This is a genomic window from Shewanella vesiculosa (genome assembly GCF_009994065.1).
Taxonomy (GTDB): Bacteria; Pseudomonadota; Gammaproteobacteria; order Enterobacterales; family Shewanellaceae; genus Shewanella; species Shewanella vesiculosa.
Map to the genome: position 1 here is coordinate 292,898 of NZ_JAACSD010000005.1, position 26,171 is coordinate 319,068.

Below are 26,171 nucleotides of genomic sequence, written 5' to 3' on the forward strand. Positions count from 1 at the left end.
TATGGGAACTATTAGAGGAAAACTGTGAAATTATTTAATTTAATTCCATTGGCAGTCTGTCTGTCATTGAGCGCCCATGCGGCGCCCCAACGTGCATTGTCTCTCGATGACATTATGCATTTTGAAACCCTTCAGCAGCCGGTTATTTCTGATAATGGCGCAGTGATTGCTTTACAGGCTACTCCTGATAGAGGCGATAGTCGTGCATTAATTCGTTTTAGTGATAATCGTAAACAATATGAAATTGCCAATGGCACCAATGTCCAAGTCAGTGCTGATGGTAAATTTGTTGTAGCGACAATTGAAGCGAGCTTATTTGACCGAGAAACGAAAAAGAAAGACGACTTGCCTCATCAAGTGGTGTTACTGAACACCGAAAATGGCAAGCAGCAGCAATTTGATAAGGTCGACTCCGCAGTATTTAGCGATGACGGTCATTTTCTGGTGTTAAAGTTTGACGTGGCTAAAGCTGAATCAACAGAGACTAAAACAACATCTCCAGCAGCTCAGTCCGGTTCATCAGCGCTTGAAGCGAGTATTGTTGAACATAGCGCCAAGACTGATTCTGCTCAGCCTCAAACTGAAAAAGCCGATAAAGGCGCTGATATTCAGCTGATTAATTTAGCCACTGACCAACAAACATTATTATCGAATGTGACTCAATTTGCCTTTGATAAAGTTGCACAACATTTGGTTGCGGTAGTCAACCAAGATGATAGTCAACTACACCAAGTCGTGTTAGTCACGCTCGATAATCAACAACAGCGTCCGCTTTACAGCAGTAAAAATGAACATATTGAAGCATTAGCTATCAGCGACAATGGCCAATATGTTGCGGTAACTAAAGGCATGGCAAGTGCTTTACGTTATGGTCGAGAGCATAATTTGTTGTTACTCGATGTACAAAATAATCAACAACAGCAGTTTGCTCCGACCAAGAAGTGGACATATAACCAATATTCAAGCTTACAGTTTTCAAAAGATGGTCAGCGTTTATTTGTTGGCCGAGTGCCAACAGTAGGGCAGCAAGCTGAATTAGCTGATTATCAAAATCCAAATGATGTCTTTAATCCTGAGATTATTACCGCCAAAAAACAGCTACGTATTTGGCATGGTGATGATGCCAAAATTAAGCCTCAAGAAGTTAAAGAATATGAGCAAGAATTAAAACGCACTTATCTAGCGGTTTTACACCTGGACTCAAATAAGGTTGTCCAATTAGCAGACCAAGTTGTGCCTGATGTGACCTATGGCGAACAAGCACGTTTCTTGTTAGCCAGCTCAGATGTGCCATATCAGAAGATGGTGACTTGGGCAGGCTTTTATCGCGATGTCTATTTAGTGGACGTTAACAACGGTAACAAAACGCTAGTGTTAACTCAGCAACCCAGTGATGCGATGCCGACGTTATCACCCAATGCCAAGTTCTTAGCTTATTACCAACAAGGTAACGTATTTTTATTTGATGTTGCCTCTCAGCGTCGGGTTAATTTAAGCGCAACTATTGCGACTCCTTTTGCTGATGAAGACCATGATTATCCCAGCGCAGCTCCCGGTTACGGCTTTGGTCCTTGGTTGGCCGACGATAGTGCGATAACGGTATATGACAAATATGATGTCTGGCAGTTTAATACTGCATCAAAACAAGGCTTTATGTTGACCAATGGGGAAGGGCGTAAACAGAAAACTCAATTTAGGCTAGTCGGCCTAGTCAAAAAAGATGAATTATTACCTGCGGTCGTTAACAATGCTGAGACTGTGTTGTTGCAAGGCTATAATCATCTATCAAAAGCGGATGGTTTTTTTAGCGCTAAAATCGGCGTGGCTGGTGTGAGTCGTTTAACTGAAAGTAATAGCAAATTAACCTTACTGGCTAGAGCGAATAAAGCCGCTGCAGTGGTATTTACAAAGCAGCGCTATGACTTATATCCAGACTTGTATGTTGCCGATAATACCTCACCACAGAAAGCCGTTCAGTTAACCACGCTTGATAAACAACGAGAACCATTTAACTGGGGCAATGCAGAATTAGTCCATTGGCGAGATGGCGATGGTGTCAAAATGGACGGGGTATTAATTAAACCAGCAAATTATCAAGCAGGCAAACAGTATCCCACGCTGGTGTATTTTTACCGCTTTATGAGTGACAGGTTATATGCTTTTCCTGATATGAAGCTCAACCACCGACCAAATTTTGCATGGTATGCAGACAATGGTTACGCTATTTTCTTACCCGATATCCGTTTTGAAATTGGTTATCCAGGCATTTCGTCAGTAAAAGCATTGACTGCAGGAGTACAAAAGCTAATTGAAATGGGCGTGACTGATCCAGATGCCGTGGGTATTCAGGGGCATTCATGGGGTGGGTATCAAAGCGCTTTTGCGGTAACACAAACCAATATCTTTAAAGCGGTTGTTACTGGTGCACCAGTGTCGAATATGACCAGTGCTTATAGTGGTATTCGTCATGGGTCAGGCTTAGCAAGACAGTTTCAATACGAAACTGGCCAGAGCCGAATCGGAGAAAGTTTATTTGCTGCGCCGCAAAAATACATAGAAAACTCGCCTATTTTTTATGTAGACCGTATTCAAACTCCAATGATGATCATGTTTGGTGATAAAGATGATGCTGTGCCTTGGGAACAAGGCGTTGAGTTATATCTGGCTATGCGCCGCGCAGGGAAGGATGTGGTGTTTTTACAATATCAAGATGAGCCACACCATTTGAAAAAGTATCCTAATAAGCTTGATTACAGTATTAAGATGAAGCAGTACTTTGATCATTATTTGAAAGGCACACCTGCTCCAGATTGGCTGCGCCAAGGCGAATCTTATCAGGAGTACAAACCCAAGCCACTTAGCTCCTAGGTTATAGGGCGTGACTTCGTCCCTGCTAGGGCGCTTCGCTGCTAGATCCTAAAACCTAGGATCTAGCAGGACAAAGTCCGCCCTCTAGCGAGCCTGCGAGTTCCTAGATGAGTTGAAAACAGATTTATAGCGGGGCTTTACCTGCGATAGGCACATCAAAATATTGTTGCTGAGTATCTTGTCCCCATGCCACTAAAAGATTATCTCTGAACAACAATGGCGTACATTCTTCTTTAGTGGTTTCGCCATCTGACTTTACATGATGGGTGCGGTAATACATCACTTGATATTGACCATCAACACCCGTTTTAGCTTCGACAAAATCTGCGCTGCCTAATAAGGTTCGGATCTCATCAAGACTTTGGCCAAAGTGAATGTCACTCATTTTTTGTAAATTAAATGCTTGGCGATCGTCCCAAGCTCGGTCTTCTGGTTGAGGTTCATAAACAAAAATGACGACAGCGACAAACAACAAATAGGCTGTGAAAATGCCACCTATGATATAGCTTACTTTTGAGTTCATAATGCGTTTAATCCGTTATGCTATGAAGATCGTTTTTATTATTGGATGATTTATTATTACACTAGTTTGATATTGGTTTAGTTCTAAATTGTTTCAAATTAATATTCAACGGGATATTGCATTGTAACTGCGCTAATTTGTAGCTAATGCGGGCGATTTCTTTTCCTTCCGCTAACTTAAGTGCTTGTTTAGCGCCAAGGTTGTCTAGCGAACGATATAAATTAGCTAAGGTTCTGAACTTGTTGAGCAAGTCGGCTGCTGATTTTGGACCTATCCCCATAATGCCGGGAATTTTATTACCACTGTCTCCGGCCAATGCAATAAAGTCGAGCATTTGATATTGCTCTATTCCGAGTTTTTTCCCGTATTCTGTAACATCAAAAAACTGTTGATTAAAGTGATCCCATAAGGTGAGATTTTTGCTGGGTAATTGACTAAAGCCTTTGTCGGTTGACACTATGATAACCTCACCACTGTTACTGATCATCTTCATCGCGAGAGTCGCTATGACATCGTCAGCTTCTGATGGCGCATCGAAAGAGTTAATGTCTTGCTCGGCTAAAGTCGCTTTGATATTTACCAGGCCATCACTTAATGCTGTTGGCATTGGTTTGCGACCTTTTTTATAATCGTTATACAGTGTTTTGCGCCAAGAGGGCTCATTGCCGTCCCAGACAACAATACAATGCGTGGGTTGATGCTGTAGCAACATTTTTTTCGATGCGGCCAGCACACGTTCTTGTACGCTGGCTATATCGTTTTCATCTGGCAGCACCGCATGAATACGGCGTACCAGATTAAGTCCATCAATAATGAGTAATTTATTCATTGGTTTTTATTATGTTGTAGCAGGGCACGTAAGCACTTCCTGGCAGTTTCATTCGTTGTTGTTTAACAAAAGCGTTTAATAGCTTATCCATCATCAGCATGAGTTTAGGATCACCTTTAATCTTAAAGGGGCCGAACTGTTGGATCAACTTGATTGTGTCACCTTTTACGTTACCGGCAACAATTCCTGAAAATGCTTTACGCAAGTTGGCGGCAAGTTCTGCTTTGTTATCTTGAAAGTAGAGATTTAAATTTGCCATAACCTCATGGGTTGGTGCAAAGGGTAATTGAAATTCGGGTTCAATTTTTAATGACCATTGATATTGGTACGCATCACATTTTTGTTTGCGATAGGCTTTTACTTGCTCCATACCTTGTTTCATTACTTGAGCCACTTTGACGGGATCATCAATAATAATTTGATATTTGCTTTGTGCTTCAATGCCTAACGTGGCACCAATAAATTCATCAATAACAGTAAAGTAGTCAGCACTTTCAGCCGGTCCCGTTAGCACCAGTGGAAAACATGAATCGCTATTGTCTTTATTTAATAAGATACCCAGAAAATAGAGTAATTCTTCTGCCGTTCCGGCTCCGCCAGGAAAAATAACAATCCCATGGCCTAAACGAACAAAGGCTTCGAGGCGTTTTTCGATGTCGGGTAAAATGACCAATTCATTGACGATTTGATTGGGTGGTTCGGCGGCAATAATACTTGGCTCGGTTAAACCGATATAGCGGGCGTTGTGTACTCTTTGTTTGGCATGTGCAATAGCGGCACCTTTCATTGGGCCTTCCATAGCGCCTGGTCCGCAACCAGTACAAATATCTAATCGGCGTAGCCCCAGTTGGTAGCCCACATCACGTGTATATTGATGCTCAACTGCGTTGATACTGTGTCCTCCCCAACAGACCACCACATTAGGATCTTTCATTGGTGAGATTGCCTGAGCATTGCGTAAAATATCAAACACTACATTAGTAATGTGAGTCGCATTGCTTAAATCTATGTGTTTTAAATTCTCGTATTTATTGCTGATATAAATAATATCGCGCAGCACAGCAAATAAGTGCTCTTGAATACCAGTGATAATTTCACCGTCGACGAAGGCTTTCATCGGCGGATCAATGAGCTCAATCTGTATGCCTCTTTCGCGTTGTAATATATTGATGCTGAAGGATTCATAACGATGAAATAGTGCTTCAGAGCTATCGCTGATGAGGCCTGAAGCTAATACTGCTAGTGAGCAGTTTCGGTATAATTGATAAAGGTCGCTTTTTGCACCTTGTTTTAGTCGCTCTACTTCTAATTGAGAAAGCTGATCTAGGCTACCATTTGGACTAATCTTTACTATCATAAGCAACTCCTTTGGACTCGAGTAATTGATGCCGAGTCCAAAGAGAACTGTCTTAGGATGGGCTAGATATCAATAACGACTCGGTCCCTGCCGTTGTTTTTTGCTTGGTATAATGCAGCATCTGCTCTTTCGAAAGCTTCTTCAAGCGTTTCGTTTTCCATGACTTGTGCTGCACCTATAGATAATGTAACTGTAATTCTCTGATTTTTAAACTTAAATGGAATATTTTTGATTTTATCTTTAACGCGATTCAATAATTGAGAGATATTTTCGTCGGTAATATCAGGTAATAGTAATACAAATTCTTCGCCACCATAACGGGCAACAAACTCACTATCTCGTAATGAGTTTTTTAAGGCCATAGCAATAACTTGCAGGGTTTTATCTCCGGTGCTGTGACCAAAGGTGTCGTTAATCACTTTAAAATGGTCTATATCAGTAATGGCTATCCATAATGGCGTTTTAAAGCGGACATGGTTGCGATAGTCTTGCTCCATTCTATCTTCTAATGCTGTCCTGTTTGCCAGTTGGGTCAGCGGATCGAGTAGGTTGAGCTTTTGATGTTCAAACAGTTTTTCTTTGTAATTGTTGGCTTCTTGACTCATCGAGTTGAGTTCTTTACGCATAGATTCAATCGACTTACGTAATAGTGTTTGTTCGCGCTGCTCTAGGGCTTCTTTACGAGAAAGAGCATCACGAAGAGAGGATAACTGTATCGTTAGTTGGGTCTTTAATTCGTTAAGACTATCAGCATCAGCGACTAACTCGTCAGCGTTGTTAACGCGTAAATTAATCTCTTTATTTAATTGACCTTTAAGCTGCTCACTGCGTTGGTTATTGTTATAGCTGTTATTGACGACATCGCGGACTATGGACAAGGCATCGTTAAGTGCAAATAAAAAGTCTTGTGATGCGCTTTTTTCACGTGCAATATTTTCTAACAGTAAACTCAATATTGATTGGTAAGAGTCGAGTAAACTGCTCAAGCTAATATCACCAAGTAATATTTCTTTTATGACTAGAATTTGGTCGCGTTGATCTTTTCTAAACTCAATTTCGGCAATCTTAGCAGCAAGCTCTTTGGCAAGTTGAACATGCTGAGGCAAAATCTGGTAATCGTCTGCATCGGCAAATTCGTTTTTTAAAATTTCTTCATAGAAAAATATCAGCTTTTCGACTTTTGGGATGTATTCCCATACTGTATGAAATGGCTTGCCGAGCTCTTGTTTAAAATAAGTCAGTTCTTTTTTGAGTTTTTCCGGAGCTGAATCGATGCGTTGGATCTGACGGATAACTCGATTGAGGCCATTACGGCTGTCTTCTAAACGTGTCATTGTTTGGTTGTATTGAGATTTTAACAAGCGTTCAATGTCGACTAGTTCTGGCAATGCTTCATCAATTTGTTCAAAATTGTGCATATGATGGCGCAATTTTGCCAGTTTATTGTCGAGTTCAATACATTGTCCTTTGCAGGCAAGACTGAGATGGGAGATAAATTGAATCAGTGTTTTCAATTTACCATTGCGATCGACGTTTATCTCTTCGAGAGCAAGTTTGGCTGCGTGGAGCTTTTGCTTCATCAACGAAATTTGTGTTATCGCTGTATTTGACTCTTTCATGTTGCAGTGCCTACTCTCATTTTTCATCTAAAGGCATAGGTTGCCGTGATTGTTGCCATATTGAAGACATAATTTCGTTTTTTCATTAACTAATCTCTGATCAGTTAACACTATAGTAATATTATCTCAATAATGTTGTGCAGCAAATCCAATTACCGTACAAAACAGTATAAATAACTATAATTGCCAGTTTATTACGCGATTAATTATTTGGCCAATTTATACTTTGGGCATGACGATTACTTTCTGCACGAATGATGCCGCGGTTAAGTGCTTGAGTCAGATTTAAATAAAGTGGCCGCATAAAAATAGCCGCTGGTGCAAAATTAAGCGGCCTCAATGAGACATAAGCTGGTTGCTCGGCAATATCCATTGCCGCGGCAAGCGCATATTGTAATGTCTCAAATTGTAATTCTGCACTAATACTGACATCAGGGTTGGCGAGCAAGGGTAAACTAATGTGGCCAATGCTGGCGTAGTGTTCGGCCGATTTTTGCGCAAAATTTGGAATCGTAAACTGCGTTGTTTTTAATTGCTTAAGACTCTCAATGACGGCATTTAATATAACATCAGCATCATACTGTTGATTAAAATAGCATCCAATCAGTCCTGAGCGTATGGTAAATACTTGAGTATCTAAGTGCTTACTGAATTGAATATTAAATTGTTGCATCAATGCCGTTGATTCTGTGAGTCCAAGTTGAATATCAATATTATTTAATTCGTTGATATTTACCAAAGCTAATGTTTTAGGTTCGGTATTTTTCAGCGTGCTGATCAGTTGAATAAATGCTCGGTAACCTTGTGCTTGTGTTATGGGATCGATTGTATTTAAACGTTGTGCGTTAAGGTACTGAGTATTGCGCTGTTGAAATTTTCTGTAGATAAAAATCAATAAGATAATCGCAATACTAAAAATAAGTACTAATACTAAAATGATAAATTGGTTGTATTTATTTTTAGTCGTTTGCAGTTCCAGTTTATTGCGCATTAAACCCAGTTCAAATTTTAATTTCTGTTCTGTTAGCTCTGAAAAGTCATTGGGTTGTTCGGTTTTACTCTGTGAATTATTGACTAATTCGACTATCTCATCGACAGTTTTAAGCGCTGCATTAATGTTGTTAGTTTTGCGATATGCGGTAGATAAATACCCTAAAGCCTCGGTTTGCACCTCGGTTAAATGTTTCTTTTTAGCCAGCTTAATCGCTTTATTTGCATGCTCAATCGCGTTTGTCCACATGCCTTCGCTGGTTGTTATTTGAGCAAAGAGGAGTTCATTATGGACTAAGTAATGATCTACTTTTCGAGCTCTAAATATTTCATTTGCTCGTTGCATTACATCCAATGACGCCTGAATATTATGCAATTTAAAATAAGCCTCACCTAAATTGTGATATGTGAGCCCAATTGCAATTTGGTTCCCCATCCGCTCATTTACTTGCTGGACATTTAAATAATAATCGATGGCTTTATTCCATTCCCCTTTGCCTGCGTAAATCATCGCCATAACAGTTAATGATTCTGACAAGTAGACATCTTGGCCGATTACTTGAAATATTTCCGCTGCATTATGGGCATATTTGAGTGCATCATCCCATTGCTCTAAATCACGGTAGGTTCGCGCGAGATTGAGCTGTGTTTGGGCTTTAATGCCAGGGTAATCTAAGATGTTGGCTAAACGAAATGCTTCACTGTAATGCTGCAGTGACTTTGCTTGATCACCATTCAGATTGTAATAACGGCCTAATTGCGATTCGGCATCGGCGATAAAATAATTATTGTGTAACTGATAAGCCATTTCACGATAACGATTTAAATGAGACAAGGCTGGCGTAGGTTGAAGTAACAATGAATGTAACATGTTCAATTGTTCATGCAGTGTTAACTTGAACAGGGTGCTTTCTAAGCTGATATCGGCGTTAACCATATTCAACGCATCATTGAATTCAACGATCACTTGATTATATTCTTGGTTTTTACGTCCCTTTATCCGTGCTTTAAGCATAATCACCATGGCTTTTTCAAGCGTTGTTGATGCAATGCTGTCTAACTGCGATATGAGTAATTCTGCATCTTGGTACTTAGTTGGCGATGTGAGTTTTGCTTGTAAATTAAGGCGAGCTAATAGCTCTAAATCACGATGGAGTTCATTTGGTTGAAAACCTAAATTTTCAGCGACTTGGTCGAATTCTGCTTTGTTTGAAAAGTGCAAAGGAAACTCGGTCGTTCTCAATAACTTGGTATAAATTTTTTGAGGATTTTCTTTGAACAATATTTCTTGCTGTTCAATATCTCTTGCGCACACTGCTGAACTTAATAGTATTGAACATAATATGATCAGAGGAAAACATCGCAGCATAGTAAAAGATACCTTTTTAGGATTAAAAAATGTGGACGTCATTATCAGCTGGTATCGATGAATAAATTAACATTGGTTTGTCATTGATACTAAGTATTCTCACTCAGTTACAAATTGCCACTGTGTTAATGAGTCTAGATCGTTATAATTGTTCGGAATTTAAAATAAAAACAATAGAATCATACCAGAAGGAACCTAGAGTGAAACCTACTTCTCTTGCAATTTTAGCTAGCAGTGCCATTTTTTTGATGACTTGGGCCATGCCAGCCCTTGCTGATGTTGATTACCATATTGATATTAATCAACCCGCACACCATTTAGCCCAGGTGAGTGTGTCATTTCCTCAAACTGATTCGCAGGTGCTAACGGTTAATTTACCAGTATGGCGAACCGGCCGTTATCAAGTATTGCCTATTGCTGATGGGGTTAGATTGTTTAATGCGACCGACAGCAAGGGTCAGTCGCTACCTTGGAAACGCACTGCCAGTGGTGAATGGCAAATAACCTTAACTCAACCTACATCGGTTAAGGTGACATATCAGTTGCATGCTAATGAGCTTGGTGACCGATTACGTCACATTGATAGTAGCCATGCTTTCTTAGATGCTAGTGGTGTGTTTATGTATAGCCCTGCGTTTCGCCAGCAACCTATTACGGTCAATATGCAAGTGCCAAAAGGCTGGAAAAGTTATTCTGGAATGGAGAGAGACGGCAAGTCACATTCATTTAAAGCCGCTAATTATGATGTCTTAGTTGACTCACCGATTGAGACGGGAATAAGCCAGCACTTTAGTTTCGATGCCGATAATCGCCAATATGAGGTGGTTTTTTGGGGGGAGGGGAACTACGACACCACGCAAATTATTGCTGATTTAGGTAAAATAAGCGCTCAAGCGTCAGCTATTTGGAATGGTTACCCGTTTAAACGTTATGTGTATATGGTGCATGCCACTAGCGGTGCTCGCGGAGCCACAGAACACCTGAACTCAACCGTTATTCAATTACCGCGATTTAACTTTCGTGAGCGTGAAGATTATTTACGCTTTATTAGTACCGCATCGCATGAGTTTATTCATACTTGGAATGTAAAATCGTATCGTCCTCAAGGATTGGTGCCTTACGATTATCAGTCAGAGAATATGACTGATTTATTGTGGGTCGCAGAAGGTTCAACCAGCTATTTTCAAAATCAGTTGTTGTTACGTGCTGGGGTGATGACGGCAAAAGAATTCTTTGATGATTTAAGCTTACGGATAGTACTTAATCAGCATAATCCTGGGCGTGAAACTCAATCGGTTGCAGAAGCCAGTTTAGGTCAATGGAGTAGCACTTGGGGCGATTATGCGGTTAACCACAGTGTGAATATTTATTCTGAGGGATATTTAGCTTCACTGGCATTAGATTTCAGTGTGTTAACTGACAGTAAGCTAGCGCATTCTTATCGTGATGTGCACAAGGAGTTATATGAAAACTTTAAAATTCCAATGGGCTACACTGTGGCAGATGTGCAAAACATATTAACAGCACTCACCGGCAAAGATTATCAATCTTGGTGGCAGAAATTTGTGAATCAGCCAGTTAGTTTAGAGTTTAATGATCTATTAGCTCAAGCCGGTTTGGTAACCACTTATGGTGATAAGCCCAAAATACAAGTTGATACAGGCATGGGCTTATCCGGCTTATATGCTGATTTAGTATTAGCAACTGTGGCTAAAAATAGCCCAGCTTGGAAAGCCGGTTTAACGGCTGGTGATGAGTTAGTGGCGGTCAATGGTTTAAAAGTCACCGCAGACGGTTTTGCTAAACGCTTTAACGATTTTAGCCCTGGTGACACTGTTAAGGTGACGGTATTTAGTAATGATCAACTAAAAGATGTGAACTTAGTGTTGGCAGAACAACCGAAAGATAAGTTAGCGATTACTGCGGTTGATAATGTGACTGCTGAGCAAAAAGCTTTCTTTAAAGCATGGTTAGGTATTGATTGGCCTTTTGATACCGAAGGTAAATGGATTAACGCTGACGGCGAATAAGCTCTTACGTATGACTGAGTTATTTTGTTGTAGATAAAAAAATGCCCTGAAATTCAGGGCATTTTTTATCATGTTAACTTATGCCTGCGGGGCGGTTTCAATAAAAAATGGCTCTTTTTCAACTGCCGCTAAAAACAGTTTTAGCTTAGGGTAGTTAGCGATATGTATACGTTGGCGGAATATCGCCCAACTGAGGTAACAGGCTAGTCTTAGCTGCACATCATTAAAAGGGCCATGCAAAGGCAATTCAAATGTTTCAAGCTGCACTAATGTCGACTCAATTCGCTGCGCCTGTCTGATGGTGTAATCAAAGCGCTCAATATCGACCCCATCACGAGACAAGAAGAATAAATTGATTGTGCTGTCCAATGCTGTATTGATCATACAATATTGATCAAGCTCGACAGTGCTTTCAAGGAATGGCTTGTCCGACTTGCTGCGGATATATCGCAATATGGCACTAGAATCGGTTAGCGTTAACTCACCATCTTGTAAAAAAGGCACCCGTTTAGTCGGCGATAACGTCGCGCTGGTGGCGTGATCGGTTTCAATGAATTGGTAATCGAGCGTTGACTCAAGTAGCGCAATTCTACAATGGCGAACAAAAGGTGACGTATAACTTCCGTATAGTTTCATATTGTGTCCTTAGTTGGATTACACGCTTTGCTCTAGTGGACCAAAAGCTTGATTAACCGCATTAATAAACGCGACTAATTCACTGCCCATTAAGGCAAAATCCGCATCTAAACGAGCTAATGGGTCTTCTGTACCGACTTCATCATTACCTGCTCTAAACTCTTCAGAAAACTTAAGACGTTTAATCGTGGCATCAGACTGCATTAAAAAGGCAATCGACTGGCCAAAATGTAAGGCTAGTTTGTGTACTTGCTTGCCTGTTGCAATATGAGCGAGCACTTCATCTTCTTGGAGCACTTGTTGCTTAAAGCGTACGATACCGCCTTCATCAGAGTCAGACTTAAGTTCGGCTTCATCTTGCATCTCAAATGGTGCAGGAGCTTCACCCGCTTGTAACCACTGGGTTAACGTCGACTCGATTGGAGTTGCATAACTTAACGGGATCACAGGTAAGCTGCCTAAGGCTTTACGCAGTAATGCTAATAACTCTTCCGCTTTAGTCGCACTAGAGCTATCGACTAAAATCATTTCCAGTTCAGGCATGATAAGTGCGTGTGTCTGGCTACGACGAGAAAATGCCCGAGGCAACAACGTCGTGGTGATTTCATCTTTAATGGTGTCTTTTTCTTTTTTAGTGACTTTACGGTTCTCTTGATCTTCAATCTCCGCCACTTTTTCATCTAAGGCTTCTTTAATCACTTGGCCTGGGAGAATTTTTTCTTCTTTAGTGACACAAATTAAATGACGGTTTTCAGCACTGTGCACTAATGCTTGGCCTTTTTTACCTAAAGCATTTGAAAAACCAAACTTGCTGATGTCCTGGCTCGAACAAGGAGAAAAAGTGAAGTCAGCTAAGGCATTCTCTAATGTTTCGGTATCTGTCGTAAACGGTTTGTTGAAACGGTACAAGGTGAGATTTTTAAACCACATAGAAGGCTCTCATTAATTAACAGGAAAATTCAGTGACAGCAGTTTACGGTATAGAGGCAAAGTGGTAAACCATCAAAAAAACATCAGTCGCAACACAGGTTCAGTCATCAGGATGAGAATTCATTAAACTGTCACATTACAACAACTCAGCCTGAAACCCTTGCTGTATCGAGGTTTCCTATAGGGTTAAATGGTTTGAAACACTCAGAATGGGGATTTCATCTATCAATGAAATATTTCTGAAACATTTGCAAGGCAGAATTCATCTCGTTCCGATACAACTAACCCAGAATAACCATGACGATATATGCGTCGAAAGGATGAAATGATGAACGTTTTTTGCAAAACACTATTAGCCTCTGCAATCGCAGCCTCAGTAGCTTCAAGTGCATACGCCGCAGATCCTCTTCAAGTTTACGGTAAGTTAAACGTAACAGCACAATCAAATGATGTTGCTGATGTCACTGAAACGACAATTCAAAGTAATGCATCACGTTTTGGTGTAACCGGTGCGTTTGAGTTAAGCAAATCATTAGAAGCTTTCTATACCATCGAATATGAAGTCAACACAGGTGATGCAAACAAAGAAAACTTTTTAGCACGTAACCAATTTGTTGGTTTAAAAGGTAACTTCGGTGCTGTATCTGTTGGTCGTAACGACACAATCCTTAAAGTATCTCAAGGTAAAATTGATCAATTCAACGACCTTTCTGGCGATATGAAAACCATGTTTAAAGGTGAAAACCGCATGGCTCAAACCGCAACTTACTACACGCCAGTATTTGGTGATTTCCAAGCGGGTGTGACTTATGTTGCCTCTGGTGATGCAGATCAAGTTGTTGGTAGTAACGTAGAAGGTGAAGATGGCGTGAGTATGGCGCTAATGTACGGTGATGCTGGATTAAAAAGCACACCAATCTACGCTGCAATTGCTTACGATTCAAAAGTAAAAGGTTATGACACTGCACGTGCTACTGTTCAAGGTAAAGTGGCCGGTTTAGTGATTGGTGGTATGTATCAGCAGCAAGAAAAACTAGACAGCGGTATTAAAGACAATGGCTACTTGTTAAGCTCAGCATATGACATCAATGATGTTACTTTGAAAGCACAGTACTTAGACATGGAAAATAAAGGTAATTCATGGTCTGTTGGCGCTGACTACAAGTTAGGTAAGCCAACCAAGTTATTTGCTTTTTACACTGCAAACTCATTTGATTCAAACGATCAAGATGACAGCTACGTTGGTGTAGGTATCGAACATAAGTTCTAAATCTGTCGTTATTTGACGGTTAAATCTGCAATCAATAAAAAAGGGCTTTAAGCCCTTTTTTGTTATATCTAAATAACAGTAATGAATTTTTTATGACAAAATGGCGTATTTAATGCCAGAATCAAGCGTTATATCATAAATCTGTAACAAAAATGTCCAATAATAGTCCCGTGGCAAATTAACGTAGAAACCCAATATGACAGCTAGGATTTTAATAGTAGAAGATGAATCAGCAATCCGTGAGATGCTGACATTTGTGATGGATCAACATGGTTTTACGACAGCTGCTGCTGAAGATTTTGATTCGGCGATTGAGTTGCTTAAAGAGCCATACCCAGATTTAATCTTATTAGATTGGATGTTCCCTGGTGGCAGTGGCATTCAATTAGCTAAACGTTTAAAGCAAGATGAATTTACTCGTCAGATCCCAATTATTATGCTGACAGCACGTGGAGAAGAGGAAGATAAAGTCAAAGGCCTTGAAGTCGGCGCTGATGACTATATAACTAAACCTTTTTCACCTAAAGAACTCGTCGCTCGGATTAAAGCCGTTTTGCGAAGAAGTGCACCAACTCGGTTAGAAGAGACTATTGATGTGCAAGGACTGCAACTTGATCCTGTCAGTCATAGGGTGACTGTCGGTGATGCTGTGCTCGATATGGGGCCGACTGAGTTTCGTTTATTGCATTTCTTTATGACCCATCCAGAGCGAGTTTACAGCAGAGAGCAGTTACTCGATAACGTGTGGGGCACCAACGTGTATGTTGAAGATCGCACTGTCGATGTTCACATCAGACGCTTACGAAAAGCGGTCGAAGAGGGTGGACACGATAAATTGATCCAAACTGTTCGCGGTGCAGGTTACCGATTTTCAACCAGAATGTAATTCGTATTGGCAGCGCTAAAAGTTTTGTCATGCTAGACAGAGCTTTTAGAAACGCTTTTTTTGCTGTCTAGCCATAATAGCCTTTTTAGGCTATCTTGTGCTTCGTTGTTAGCCCTAATAATCAGTAACGGCACTGAATGTGTTGGCGGCGTTACTTTCGAATTTAGGTAGCCTATGTTTATCTCGTATTCTGGATATCGCTTATTTTTTCGCTTAGCGATGTTGCTTGTTCTATTTATGCTGGTCGGGGCTTTATTTGACCATGTTGTCGGCGTTATGCTTACGGGGACAATTGTATTGCTCGTGTGGCACTATCGCCAAATCGCTCGGTTAAACTTCTGGTTATGGAAAGATAAAAAGCTTACACCTCCTCAAGGTAGAGGAAGTTGGGAAGGGGTGTTTAATGGTCTTTATCGTTTACAAGGAAAAAATCGTCGTCGTGTAGGTCAACTTGCTACCTTATTGGGCCGCTTTCGCCAAGGAGCAGAAGCATTACCTGATGCTGCCGTTGTTCTGGATGCCGAGCACAATATTTTATGGTGCAACAAATTGGCTCAGCTAATCTTAGGATTTGTTTGGCCTCAAGATAATGGCCAGAGAATAGATAACCTTATCCGCCATCCTGATTTTTCAGTTTATTTAAAAGATGCCCAATATAACGAACCATTAGAAATTCCGTCTCCTGTCTCAGATAAGCGTTTACTTGAAATTCGAGTCATGAGCTATGGTGATCGTCAGTTGCTGCTAATCGCTCGAGACGTTACCCGAATACATCAATTAGAAGGCATGCGTAAAGATTTTGTGGCTAACGTGTCCCATGAATTGAAAACGCCATTAACGGTATTGCAAGGTTATTTAGAAATCATGCAAAGCATGGAGGATGCAAATTCACCTAACCAAAAACCATTATCACTAATGCAACAACAAACGACTCGAATGCAGTCGATGGTTGAGCAGTTGTTGGCATTGTCACGTATTGAAGATGCTGTCGATCTCGATTTATCGAAAATCGTCAATATGACGTTGATGATGGATATTCTTAAAGAAGAAGCTAAAGCTCTTGCTGGTACCGAATATACCTTAGTGTTTAATTGTGAAGCGGGGTTGAATACTCATGGTAATGAGTTGCAATTACGCAGTGCTTGCTCAAATTTAATTTCAAATGCAATTCGCTACACCTCTCCTGGGGGGACGATTGCGGTATCGTGGCGAAGTGTGGCAACTGGCGCACTTTTTTCGGTTAAAGATTCCGGTGTTGGCATCGCGCCGCAACATATTAATCGCTTAACTGAACGCTTTTATCGAGTCGATAATGCTCGCTCGAGTAAAACCGGTGGCACAGGCTTGGGGTTAGCTATTGCTAAGCACGCTTTAAACCATCATCACACCGAGCTTAACGTTACCAGCGAGTATGGCAAAGGCAGTATCTTCAGTTTTATCATTCCATCTCATTTGTTAGTGCGACAATAGTTGCAGTTATTAATAAAAAAACAGCATTTATGCTGTTTTTTTATGACTTAATTTTGGCTAATCTTAGTTGAGATTGACTGATATGACTCAGGCACACTTGTGTTGCGAAAGACCGCTTACCAAGTAGGCTTGAGCTAAGCTGAACACATATATCTATCTCGTTTATCTTTGCATTATGCATAGGCTTAAGCTGTTGGTTTTCGTTAGGCTAAACTTTGCATTATCAAACATGTTAGCTTTCTGTGTGGCATTAGCTATCACTAAGCGCTAACAACAAGGGATAACAATCGCTAACAACCGACAACAAGAATACCCGTCATAATGCTGTGACATATAGGTTATAAACCTTGCCAGTAAGTGATTAAGGTTTAATTTATTATTTTAAGCTCGCTAAAGTTTATCAATAGTATCAGCGTTTGCCTTCCTCGGTGAGTTTAGGCCATTTTACACTTCTTAAGTGCGATAAACTTATGCGGGGTAATTTTGTGTCATAAGCTTGTCTTGTCAGCATTATTGTGACGAGTAGTTAATTTAGTTAAGCTGGAATTGGCTATTGTTTATTATTTTACAGGCAAATTTATATTCGCATTGATTTTAAGTGTTTGATATTAATTGTGTTATTTTTTGTATTTGTTCATGTAATACTTTTGAACCTTGTGTCATCTAACTGTCACATCAACGTCATAGACTTGTCATCAATGAGGTCGATACTGACTACGTTTTAAAAACTTAGTACGCTTAATTCTGGAGCATTACAATGAAACTGAAAAAACTTGTCGGCGCAATTACTCTTACAGCCGCTGGCGTATTCTCAGCAGCATCTATGGCTGCTATAGATCCAACTTTACCATCATATGAAAAAACAAGTGGTGTTTCTGGTAACTTGTCTTCTGTTGGCTCTGATACATTAGCAAACATGATGACGTTATGGGCTGAAGAGTTTAAACACATCTATCCAAACGTTAATATCCAAATCCAAGCAGCGGGTTCTTCAACTGCGCCACCAGCATTAACTGAAGGTACTTCTCAATTCGGTCCTATGAGCCGCAAAATGAAGCCTAACGAAGTTGAAGCATTTGAAAAGCATTTCGGTTATAAGCCAACAGCGGTTCGTGTTGCTATCGATGCTTTAGCTGTATTCGTACACAAAGATAACCCAATTACAGGTTTAAGCATTGAACAAATTGATGCAATCTTCTCTTCTACACACAAGTGTGGCGGTAAAGAAATCAACCGTTGGGGCGATGCTGGTTTAGACGGCAACTGGGCAGCTAAAGACGTTCAGCTTTACGGTCGTAACTCAGTATCTGGTACTTACGGTTACTTTAAAGAAAAAGCATTATGTAAAGGTGACTTCCGTGCAAACGTGAACGAGCAACCAGGTTCTGCTTCTGTAGTTCAGTCTGTTTCTCAGTCACTTAATGCCATTGGTTACTCTGGTATTGGTTATAAAACAGCGGGCGTAAAAGCGGTAGCTATCTCTAAGAAAGGTGATAAGTTTATCGAAGCATCAGCAGCCAACGCAGCAGATGGTACTTACCCACTATCACGTTACTTATATGTTTACGTGAACAAGCACCCTAATAAAGACCTATCGCCAATGGATCGTGAATTCTTACGCTTCGTATTGTCTAAGCAAGGTCAGCAAATTGTTGAGAAAGATGGTTATGTTCCATTACCAACATCTGTGATTTCAAAAGATTTAGAGAAAGTCGGTATTACGCTTTAGTTAACTCACTTTTCAGTAAACTTAAAAAGGCCTCTTTGAGGCCTTTTTTGTTTTTTAACGTTAAAAAAAATATAAAAAAAAGCAACCTAACTAAGAGGTTGCTGCTATTGCTAAGGGCAATGCTGTTGATAGATTTTTACAACTATCGAATAGGAGAATGATGATGAACAATAAGAAGCTACTTGGTACATAAAAAGTAATTCAAATTCGGTTCATATAATATGACTCATCATTTCTGAGTTAGTTCCCGATGATACTAAAAAAATGCATTTTTATATAAAAATAAGATTGGCAAAATAAGATGTGAGATTAAAACGTTTTATTTTTTAATGATTTGCATTCATTATAATCTAGATAGATTTTTCTGGTTTCTGGCGCTTTATTCGTCTTTTACCCGAAATACATTAAGGCATACATTGTGAATGTGTTCTACTTCGCGTTATGTTTTAGGTTTATGCCATTAGTCGCATGGCAAACATCAAGTCTAAATTGATGGCTTATTATTTTGCTTTTCCTGTGATCGATATTCCTCTCTGACCCAATACGGCACATTTTGATGATGCTAATGCTATTATCGTTACTGGATTTGATGTTTCTCTGCCAAGTAAGGGTTTTTTGTGACTGCAAAATGGAACGTACAACACGATTACCATTCAAGCGCCAATACGGATGCTTTATGTGTGCATCATCTTGATCTTAATCTCGTGGTTGATTTTGACTTACAGCAACTTATCGGCGTTGCCCGATTGCAATTTACGCGCACCATATCGGCAGTCTCATTAGTGTTAGATTGCCGAGGTTTACTCATACATGGTATCACCGACAGTCAGGCTAATCCGTTGTCGTATACTATGAGTGATGTGAGTGACATACTCGGTCAAAAGCTGGTGATAGATGTTGGGGAGCAAGTCGATGAGGTGGTGATTGATTATCGTACATCCACAAACGCTCAAGGGCTTCAATGGCTTACACCGCAACAAACCTTAGGTAAAAAATTACCTTACCTATTTAGCCAATCACAGCCCATCAACGCGCGTAGCTGGATACCTTTGCAAGATACCCCAAAAGCACGAATAACCTTTAATGCAACCATCAATGTGCCTCAGGGTTTACGTGCGGTAATGAGTGCCGAAAATATCCCTGAGATGCCAGATGATGGTGTATTTACATTTTGCATGAATAAACCGATCCCGACACATTTACTCGCGATAGCGGTTGGAGAGCTAAGCTTCCAAGCAACGGGTCCCAGAAGTGGTATTTATACTGAACCCGGCATGCTTGCTGCGGCTGTCAAAGAATTTGAAGATACCGAGTCGATGATCCAAATCGCTGAGTCCATATTAGGACCTTATGCTTGGGGCCGCTTTGACATGATTATTTTGCCACCAAGCTTTCCATTTGGTGGCATGGAAAATCCCATGTTAGCGTTTATGACCCCGACATTAATTGCTGGCGATAAAAGTCTTGTTTCAACTGTTGCTCACGAATTAGCTCATTCTTGGACGGGTAATTTAGTCAGTAATGCAACTTGGCGAGATTTATGGCTCAATGAGGGATTTACCACTTATTTTACTAATCGTATTGTAGAAGCGGTTTATGGCGAAGAGCAGGCAGAACTCGAATGGGTTATCGAGTACGGACGTTTGCAAGAGGAAATGGAATCTACTCCCTTAGTCAGTCAAACCTTACCAGCCAATGTGCAAGATCGCGATCCTAATCTGGCATTTAATCGCTTTACCTACGATAAAGCATCGATGTTTGTGCATGAGCTTGAAAGTCGATTAGGCCGAGCTGCATTTGATCGGTTTCTATTTCAATATGTCGATTATTTTTCGTTTAGCGCCATTACTACTGAAACATTTATTGATTATGCCAAGCAAACGCTGTTGGTGGAACATCATGATAAGTTAACGTTATCAGAGCTTAATGAGTGGGTGTATGGACAAGGATTACCCCAATGGTTTATCGGTCCAACTTCAAGCAGTTTAGATAAAGTTGAGTTAGCCGTAGAGGCTGTTATTAAAGGTACTCCAGCAATTGAGTTACAGGTCGATGGGTGGCGAGTTCACCACTGGCAGTATTTCCTCACCCAATTACCTCTAGTGGTAAGCCAAGCGGTATTATTAGATTTAGACGCTACATTTACGTTAACAAATAGCCCGAATGCAGAAATAGCCTGTGATTGGTATCGAGTTGCCATCCGTAATCATTTTGATCCTGTGTTACCTGCATTAAGTGGCTACCTATGCCGTATAGGTCGAGGCAAATTTGTTAGACCCTTGTTTGTTGAGTTACAAATAGCCGGTTACCAACAAGAATTACTCGATATTTATGCAAAAGCGCGCCCTGGCTATCATCCTTCTCTTCAAGTACAGCTAGACAAACTACTGATAATTTAAGTATTAACCTTTTTATTGCGTTGTTTTTGTCAAAAAATGATAAAAAAAATGGCAGCCATATTGGCTGCCAAAATAATGCTTTGCGGGTTGTTATTAACGGTGCGCTAGCGTGTTAATACTTCCCAATAGGGATGATGATGAACAATAAACTGTGTTGCAATAACTTAATCTAAACTGGCGTATGGCATAAGCCGCGTGAATCATTTAGCCGTATAATCAATTAACTCGGGGGATGAAGATTAACTCATTATATGGCAATCATTTGAAACTACATTTTATCCGTACAATTAATAAGACTGGGCATAATCAGGAAAGTTCACTGAAAAAATGATTTTTTTGAATTTATTTTGCGTGCGATAAATCGCTTCAGTTATCGATGGACTTTTGCACAGATGCTGATCTCTTTTGAGTGGCCTTTATCGGAGTGAAGCTAGTATTTTGATAATAACTGCGCCATTAAAGATCAAAATTTAACCTAACTCGTTTGGGATTGTTGAGCTATTAGCATTATTGATGCTGCTCAATTCTTTGGGCGGATGATCAATACCATGTGTAAAAGGATTTCACACATTAATGGCAAAAAAATGGCAACCAATGTGGTTGCCTAAGTCGTTCTTTGTAGGTCGTAATTAACGGTGCGCTAGCGTGTTAATACTGCCTAAATAGGGATGATGATGAACATAAAACGGTATAGCAGTAATAATCCTAACTAAAAACTTGTGATAAGTGATGTCAATAATTTAGCAATAATCAATTAACGCTGATGGAGAAGCTAACTCATTATGCTGCACTTACTTAAACTATATCTTACTCCGTACAATTAATAAGACTGGCTGTCATCAGGAAAGTTCACTGAAAAAACGATTTTTTTTGAATTTAATTTATCAGAGTCATATTTTCGGTCTCTTCAGCGTATATCTTTGGGGATAATAGCCAAAGATCATGAGTATATAGGGTTTATATTATGCAAGGAGTGGTTTTTTATTTAGTTTATCAATAGGTTGGTTTTTAGCGCTTTAGCTGGATCTGGTCTCATAAGCTACTTTTAAACTATTGTGTATGCTCAGGAAGGTGTCGATGTGATGCCAACAGATAAAGATTATTGGCAAATATAAGCTAAAAAAATGGCAACCAATATGGTTGCCTAAGTCGTTCTTTGTGGGTTGTGATTAACGGTGCGCTAGCGTGTTAATACTCGCCAAATAGGGATGATGATGAACAATACACATAAAGCTGTTGTAACAAGTAAATACAAACTAAACATTGGAGAACGGTTTAACGAGTTTGTCTCCTTACTGGTTACATATATTCTGACTAGGGGGATTTGTAAAAGTTCACTCAGTGATGAAAAAATTTAAAAATAATTGCTGAGTAAGATTTCGTTAACGTTTACCGCGCAAAGCCGGTAACTAAGATTCAGCGGCAAATAAGCTTATATCAGGATAATGAGGTCATGTAATCCAGAGTGAATGAAGTGTTTAACAACCATAAAAAAAGGCAATCAAATGATTGCCTATCGATCGACTTAGCGATCAAGGGGACCGCGCTAGAAGTCCCAGGGAGATGATGAACAAAAGTGAATATCACTGTTACTAAGTTTGAGTACCTGATGGTTAAAAAGTTCAATCTAGATACAAATTTTTATCGAAATAAAGATATAAATTTTATATTTGATAACTATCAGTAGCTTAGGTTTGTATTATTTTTGCTGTTTTTGAGATTTAAATTTGATGGTTAAATTTAAACATTGCAAAGTGATCTAACGCGTCAATTTATCTCTGTCTTCTTGGTAACAGTAAGGCGATTAATATGATATTAATCGCCTAGCGTAAACACCTATTGCACACGCAATGATAATATTCGAGCATCTGTGGTGCTGATTAACTGAGTAGCTTTTCAATAATAGTATTAAGCTCTTCTGGCTTAGTGGTTGGCGCATAGCGCTCAAGGATATTCCCTTGTTTATCAACTAAAAACTTAGTGAAGTTCCATTTAATAGATTCACTCCCTAAAAGACCTTTGGCAGACTTTTTAAGATGTTGGTACAAAGGATGACTGTTATTACCATTAACTTCAATTTTGCTAAACAGTGGAAATGTTACGCCAAAACTTAGTTGGCAAAATTGGCTGATCTCATCTTCGTTACCTTGCTCTTGTTTACCAAATTGATTACAAGGAAAGCCTAAGATAACTAAACCTCTATCTTTATATTGCTGATATAAATCTTCAAGTGCTTTGTATTGCGGAGTAAATCCACATTTACTTGCCGTGTTAACAATAAGCAAGACCTTATCTTTAAACTGCTCCATGACAAGGTCTTTGCCTTGAATATCTTTTACGCTAATAGAATAAATTGCTGCAGTCATCTGATGCTCCTTTATATGAAAGATAGACTATATTATAAACATGATTAGTTGGCAATTAAGTTGTGGGCAATTTAATTTATCTGTTTGCTTATCAATACTAATTTCAATATAGTTTGCGCATATTTTACTACTAAGAATTAAGGACGGGCTTATGAATGATGTAAAGAACGAACTTAACTCTGAAGATGAAATCGACACCAGTTCGCAACCACAAGCAGATGTCAGCCAAGTGGTACATTTGTTAACTGAAGCAGAAGGTGATGAGCAGGCTGAAATGTTCAGTGAGATCTTAACTGAAGCCGAGCCGGGCACCATTGCACTATTACTCGAATCGTTACCACTGGATGAGCGTTATGAACGCTGGCAGCAAGTTGATGTTGAAGAACGCGTCGACGTTTTAAATTTAATGCGCGCCGATCCTCGTTTAGGCATTGTAAAGAAAATGCCCGACGAGGAATTAGACTTACTCTTTTCTCAATTAAGTCCGGAAGATCTTATTGAGTGGAGTGATTCGTTACCTGACAATATTACTGATCGTGCATTAGCTCAGATGGGCGAGCGTCAGCGTAAGCACTTCGAACTGTATGATCAATATTCTGAAAATGAAATCGGTCGATATGCTGATCACCAGATGCTGGCATTAAGTCTTAATTCTACCGTTGCACAAGGACAACGTTTTTTTCGTCGAATCGATTTAGATTGTAATGACCACCTATTTTTGGTCGATAATAACGATAAATATTTAGGAACCGTGCGGCGTTATGACGTATTCAGAACGGCAGATCTTGACACTCAACTGCACGTCTTAAAATGGGATGACAGCCGAGTTATCTCCGCTGATTCATCTTTAATTGAAGCCGCCGAAGCGATTGAGCATAGTCGTGAGCTTGAATTACCGGTTGTTGATGAAGACGGTATATTGATTGGCCGCATGACATTACGAACAGCGACAGCCTTAGTGCGTGAACATTATGAAGCACAACTAATGGCAACCGCAGGTATGGATGAACACGACGATTTATTTGCTCCAATTGTCATTGGTGCCAAACGTCGTGCCGTGTGGCTAGGGATTAACTTACTTACCGCATTTTTAGCTTCTGCTACCATTGGTTTATTTGAGAATGTATTGTCGCAGGTTGTTGCATTAGCGGTATTGATGCCTATTGTGGCATCAATGGGGGGGATTGCGGGGAGCCAATCATTAACGCTGATGATCCGTGGTATGGCAATGGGTCAAATTTCAGCTGGTAACGTCATGTCGTTGATGAAAAATGAGCTAGGGATCGGTGCGCTTAATGGCATGCTATGGTCAATTGTCATTGGTATCATTGCGGGTTGGTGGTTTGACGATACGATCATGGGTATTGTTATTGCTTGTGCAATTTTAATCAATATGGCGGTTGCTGCTATTGCCGGGGTGATGGTACCGATGATTTTACAGCGTTTTAATCAAGATGCGGCTTTATCGGGATCGGTTATTCTTACCACTGTGACCGACGTAGTAGGTTTTTTTACCTTCTTGGGATTAGCGACCATACTGTACCTGTAACAGAAATACTCTAATCACTGATTGCTCACGTTTTACAGCATGAACATCCACAATAAATTAGTTTGTCTAAATGGTCTTGAATTGCTCAAGGCCATTTTTTTTAGCCAATAAAAAAGCAAGTTTCAGGCAACTTGCTTTTTAAACTTGATGAGAAAATCCTGATAAATTACTTCCACTTAGCAGGTGCAAACTCCGTTTCAGCATTATCGTCAAAGTAACGTCGTTTAGTATCTCGGCGGCGCTGTTTTACTTTTTTCGACTTCGGTTTTCCCTTGATGTTATCGCCCCATGGCGCATCATCTTCATCAAATTCAAATGAGTGTGACATTTTCAACATTCCAGATAACTGTACCTCTGTTGGTACAGCCTCTTTTTACCTAAAGTTAATAATAAGCTAAAGCGAAATATTTCATCCTTGATGGTAAAAATTATTGCACGTGAAAATGACATTGAGATGACAATTGAATCTTTGCTAAAAATAAATCATCTTTTCTTTGTACGAGTTCATGCAGACAAAGTGTTAATTACAGTTACCAAGGTTTTGCTATAGCAATGATCAGTGATACATGGCTGTCTAGCGCGCTAAATGGAGGTCTTGTGATGATTAATACACATTGTTTTGATGTTATAGGCGAGAGTCAATTAGCCGATGCAAAAAAGCTTATCACTGATGCTGGTGTTGTTATTGCTTGGGTAAACGCTTATCAAGTGCATGTAAGTGCATTGCGCCAATAGTAAATAGCAGATCATTGTTTTTGTGAACACTGTTTTCATAGATTGTGCGCAACAGCGTCAATCATTATTGAATGCCAAATTAAGCCTAATCACTCTGAGTATCACAAGCGTTATGAAATTATTCTGTGGTTGTTGTTTGCTGATCTAATGCTTGAATTTTATTAACTCTATATCGCTGTGCATCAGGTCCTTTAATCCGCCGAGATTTAACATCTAATAGGTATAAGTGATCTGAATAAATACGGTAAATATGACCACGATCTAAGATAATAATATTACCGGTTTTATCCCATTTAAAGGTACCGCTTCCTTGAAAGGGAATGTTATCAGTGCCTAAACGGACAGTATAGATGGTGTATTTGTTTGGTTTGATAAGTTCTAGTGTGGTGTCCATACCATCACAGCTTGGGCATGGAAATATTCCATGGTATACACCTTGCCATTGCAAGTCTGTTTTACTGCTTGTTGTGGTATCAATATTAGAAGTGTCTTGTTGGCCGCAGCCAAGTATTATTAGTATGAATATCAACCATACATTTTTCATCTAAAATCCTTTTAGATACAAAATTGTCGTGCATATGACGCTCGGCAGTTCTGGGGTGATTCTTGTTAAGTT

19 protein-coding genes are annotated in these 26,171 nt (G+C 39.8%); 9 read left to right on the forward strand and 10 right to left on the reverse strand.

Annotated elements, in window-relative coordinates:
- Window positions 1-24: 24 nt before the first annotated feature.
- Window positions 25-2,868: a prolyl oligopeptidase family serine peptidase gene (locus tag GW828_RS05975; RefSeq protein WP_273057766.1), complete on the forward strand. Its 2,844-nt coding sequence runs from the start codon at window positions 25-27 to the stop codon at window positions 2,866-2,868.
- Window positions 2,869-2,992: 124 nt separating this feature from the next.
- Here GW828_RS05975 and GW828_RS05980 read toward each other — a convergent pair whose 3' ends face one another.
- The 5 genes from GW828_RS05980 to GW828_RS06000 all read right to left on the reverse strand — a co-directional run bounded on the left by GW828_RS05980 (window position 2,993) and on the right by GW828_RS06000 (window position 9,501).
- Window positions 2,993-3,391 carry a DUF3192 domain-containing protein gene (locus GW828_RS05980; protein ID WP_182741954.1) on the reverse strand — a complete coding sequence of 133 codons (399 nt, stop codon included), beginning with the start codon at window positions 3,389-3,391 and terminating at the stop codon, window positions 2,993-2,995.
- A 61-nt stretch (window positions 3,392-3,452) separates the two neighbouring features.
- The gene (gene xni, locus GW828_RS05985; RefSeq protein ID WP_124017964.1) at window positions 3,453-4,220 is read right to left on the reverse strand and encodes a flap endonuclease Xni; all 768 of its coding nucleotides are present in this window, start codon (window positions 4,218-4,220) and stop codon (window positions 3,453-3,455) included.
- Window positions 4,213-5,577 (reverse strand): nucleotide 5'-monophosphate nucleosidase PpnN, encoded by a 1,365-nt coding sequence (gene ppnN / locus GW828_RS05990; protein WP_124017965.1) that lies wholly within the window; start codon window positions 5,575-5,577, stop codon window positions 4,213-4,215. Before ppnN ends, xni begins: the two co-directional genes overlap by 8 nt.
- 62 nt (window positions 5,578-5,639) lie before the next feature.
- On the reverse strand, window positions 5,640-7,196 hold the full coding sequence (locus GW828_RS05995; protein ID WP_124017966.1) for a sensor domain-containing diguanylate cyclase: 1,557 nt from the start codon (window positions 7,194-7,196) through the stop codon (window positions 5,640-5,642).
- A 202-nt stretch (window positions 7,197-7,398) separates the two neighbouring features.
- Complete coding sequence (locus GW828_RS06000) at window positions 7,399-9,501, reverse strand: tetratricopeptide repeat protein (protein ID WP_273060415.1); 2,103 nt, start codon at window positions 9,499-9,501, stop codon at window positions 7,399-7,401.
- 254 nt (window positions 9,502-9,755) lie between these two features.
- On the opposite strand from GW828_RS06000, the gene GW828_RS06005 reads away from it, so the two are divergent.
- Window positions 9,756-11,585 carry a M61 family metallopeptidase gene (locus GW828_RS06005; protein WP_273057768.1) on the forward strand — a complete coding sequence of 610 codons (1,830 nt, stop codon included), beginning with the start codon at window positions 9,756-9,758 and terminating at the stop codon, window positions 11,583-11,585.
- Window positions 11,586-11,663: 78 nt separating this feature from the next.
- On the opposite strand, the gene GW828_RS06010 is transcribed toward GW828_RS06005, so the two are convergent.
- Both GW828_RS06010 and rdgC read right to left on the reverse strand, forming a co-directional pair.
- Window positions 11,664-12,221 carry a glutathione S-transferase family protein gene (locus GW828_RS06010; RefSeq protein WP_273057769.1) on the reverse strand — a complete coding sequence of 186 codons (558 nt, stop codon included), beginning with the start codon at window positions 12,219-12,221 and terminating at the stop codon, window positions 11,664-11,666.
- Window positions 12,222-12,239: 18 nt separating this feature from the next.
- Complete coding sequence (gene rdgC / locus GW828_RS06015; protein WP_182698112.1) at window positions 12,240-13,151, reverse strand: recombination-associated protein RdgC; 912 nt, start codon at window positions 13,149-13,151, stop codon at window positions 12,240-12,242.
- Between the two features lie 325 nt (window positions 13,152-13,476).
- On the opposite strand from rdgC, the gene GW828_RS06020 reads away from it, so the two are divergent.
- The 5 genes from GW828_RS06020 to GW828_RS06040 all read left to right on the forward strand — a co-directional run bounded on the left by GW828_RS06020 (window position 13,477) and on the right by GW828_RS06040 (window position 20,905).
- Window positions 13,477-14,421 carry a porin gene (locus GW828_RS06020; RefSeq protein WP_124017970.1) on the forward strand — a complete coding sequence of 315 codons (945 nt, stop codon included), beginning with the start codon at window positions 13,477-13,479 and terminating at the stop codon, window positions 14,419-14,421.
- A 196-nt stretch (window positions 14,422-14,617) separates the two neighbouring features.
- Window positions 14,618-15,307 (forward strand): phosphate regulon transcriptional regulator PhoB, encoded by a 690-nt coding sequence (gene phoB, locus GW828_RS06025; protein ID WP_011638217.1) that lies wholly within the window; start codon window positions 14,618-14,620, stop codon window positions 15,305-15,307.
- A 174-nt stretch (window positions 15,308-15,481) separates the two neighbouring features.
- Window positions 15,482-16,777, forward strand: coding sequence for a phosphate regulon sensor histidine kinase PhoR (gene phoR / locus GW828_RS06030; RefSeq protein WP_124017971.1), 1,296 nt, complete (start codon window positions 15,482-15,484; stop codon window positions 16,775-16,777).
- A gap of 757 nt (window positions 16,778-17,534) precedes the next feature.
- Window positions 17,535-18,506 (forward strand): PstS family phosphate ABC transporter substrate-binding protein, encoded by a 972-nt coding sequence (locus GW828_RS06035; RefSeq protein ID WP_124017972.1) that lies wholly within the window; start codon window positions 17,535-17,537, stop codon window positions 18,504-18,506.
- 617 nt (window positions 18,507-19,123) lie between these two features.
- Complete coding sequence (locus GW828_RS06040; protein WP_273057770.1) at window positions 19,124-20,905, forward strand: M1 family metallopeptidase; 1,782 nt, start codon at window positions 19,124-19,126, stop codon at window positions 20,903-20,905.
- Window positions 20,906-22,785: 1,880 nt separating this feature from the next.
- Here the strand turns inward: GW828_RS06040 and GW828_RS06045 are convergent.
- Window positions 22,786-23,271 carry a glutathione peroxidase gene (locus GW828_RS06045; protein ID WP_273057771.1) on the reverse strand — a complete coding sequence of 162 codons (486 nt, stop codon included), beginning with the start codon at window positions 23,269-23,271 and terminating at the stop codon, window positions 22,786-22,788.
- A gap of 151 nt (window positions 23,272-23,422) precedes the next feature.
- Here GW828_RS06045 and GW828_RS06050 point away from each other — a divergent pair, with 151 nt between their 5' ends.
- A complete protein-coding gene (locus GW828_RS06050; RefSeq protein ID WP_273057772.1) occupies window positions 23,423-24,820 on the forward strand; it encodes a magnesium transporter in 1,398 nt (465 codons plus the stop codon).
- Between the two features lie 166 nt (window positions 24,821-24,986).
- Here the strand turns inward: GW828_RS06050 and GW828_RS06055 are convergent, their stop codons facing one another.
- Window positions 24,987-25,148, reverse strand: a complete 162-nt coding sequence (locus GW828_RS06055; protein WP_124017976.1) for a small highly charged protein — start codon at window positions 25,146-25,148, stop codon at window positions 24,987-24,989.
- 269 nt (window positions 25,149-25,417) lie between these two features.
- On the opposite strand from GW828_RS06055, the gene GW828_RS06060 reads away from it, so the two are divergent.
- Window positions 25,418-25,555 carry a hypothetical protein gene (locus GW828_RS06060; RefSeq protein WP_273057773.1) on the forward strand — a complete coding sequence of 46 codons (138 nt, stop codon included), beginning with the start codon at window positions 25,418-25,420 and terminating at the stop codon, window positions 25,553-25,555.
- Window positions 25,556-25,673: 118 nt separating this feature from the next.
- On the opposite strand, the gene GW828_RS06065 is transcribed toward GW828_RS06060, so the two are convergent.
- Window positions 25,674-26,099 (reverse strand): copper resistance protein NlpE, encoded by a 426-nt coding sequence (locus GW828_RS06065; RefSeq protein WP_273057774.1) that lies wholly within the window; start codon window positions 26,097-26,099, stop codon window positions 25,674-25,676.
- Between the last annotated feature and the right edge of the window lie 72 nt (window positions 26,100-26,171).

What these genes read in the sequence shown, in the direction of transcription:
- GW828_RS05980 (WP_182741954.1), bottom strand. Translation starts at nt 3,391, where the DNA reads ATGAACTCAAAAGTAAGCTATATCATAGGTGGCATTTTCACAGCCTAT.
- xni (WP_124017964.1), bottom strand. Translation starts at nt 4,220, where the DNA reads ATGAATAAATTACTCATTATTGATGGACTTAATCTGGTACGCCGTATT.
- ppnN (WP_124017965.1), bottom strand. Translation starts at nt 5,577, where the DNA reads ATGATAGTAAAGATTAGTCCAAATGGTAGCCTAGATCAGCTTTCTCAA.
- GW828_RS05995 (WP_124017966.1), bottom strand. Translation starts at nt 7,196, where the DNA reads ATGAAAGAGTCAAATACAGCGATAACACAAATTTCGTTGATGAAGCAA.
- GW828_RS06010 (WP_273057769.1), bottom strand. Translation starts at nt 12,221, where the DNA reads ATGAAACTATACGGAAGTTATACGTCACCTTTTGTTCGCCATTGTAGA.
- rdgC (WP_182698112.1), bottom strand. Translation starts at nt 13,151, where the DNA reads ATGTGGTTTAAAAATCTCACCTTGTACCGTTTCAACAAACCGTTTACG.
- GW828_RS06020 (WP_124017970.1), top strand. Translation starts at nt 13,477, where the DNA reads ATGATGAACGTTTTTTGCAAAACACTATTAGCCTCTGCAATCGCAGCC.
- phoB (WP_011638217.1), top strand. Translation starts at nt 14,618, where the DNA reads ATGACAGCTAGGATTTTAATAGTAGAAGATGAATCAGCAATCCGTGAG.
- phoR (WP_124017971.1), top strand. Translation starts at nt 15,482, where the DNA reads ATGTTTATCTCGTATTCTGGATATCGCTTATTTTTTCGCTTAGCGATG.
- GW828_RS06035 (WP_124017972.1), top strand. Translation starts at nt 17,535, where the DNA reads ATGAAACTGAAAAAACTTGTCGGCGCAATTACTCTTACAGCCGCTGGC.
- GW828_RS06045 (WP_273057771.1), bottom strand. Translation starts at nt 23,271, where the DNA reads ATGACTGCAGCAATTTATTCTATTAGCGTAAAAGATATTCAAGGCAAA.
- GW828_RS06050 (WP_273057772.1), top strand. Translation starts at nt 23,423, where the DNA reads ATGAATGATGTAAAGAACGAACTTAACTCTGAAGATGAAATCGACACC.
- GW828_RS06055 (WP_124017976.1), bottom strand. Translation starts at nt 25,148, where the DNA reads ATGTCACACTCATTTGAATTTGATGAAGATGATGCGCCATGGGGCGAT.
- GW828_RS06065 (WP_273057774.1), bottom strand. Translation starts at nt 26,099, where the DNA reads ATGAAAAATGTATGGTTGATATTCATACTAATAATACTTGGCTGCGGC.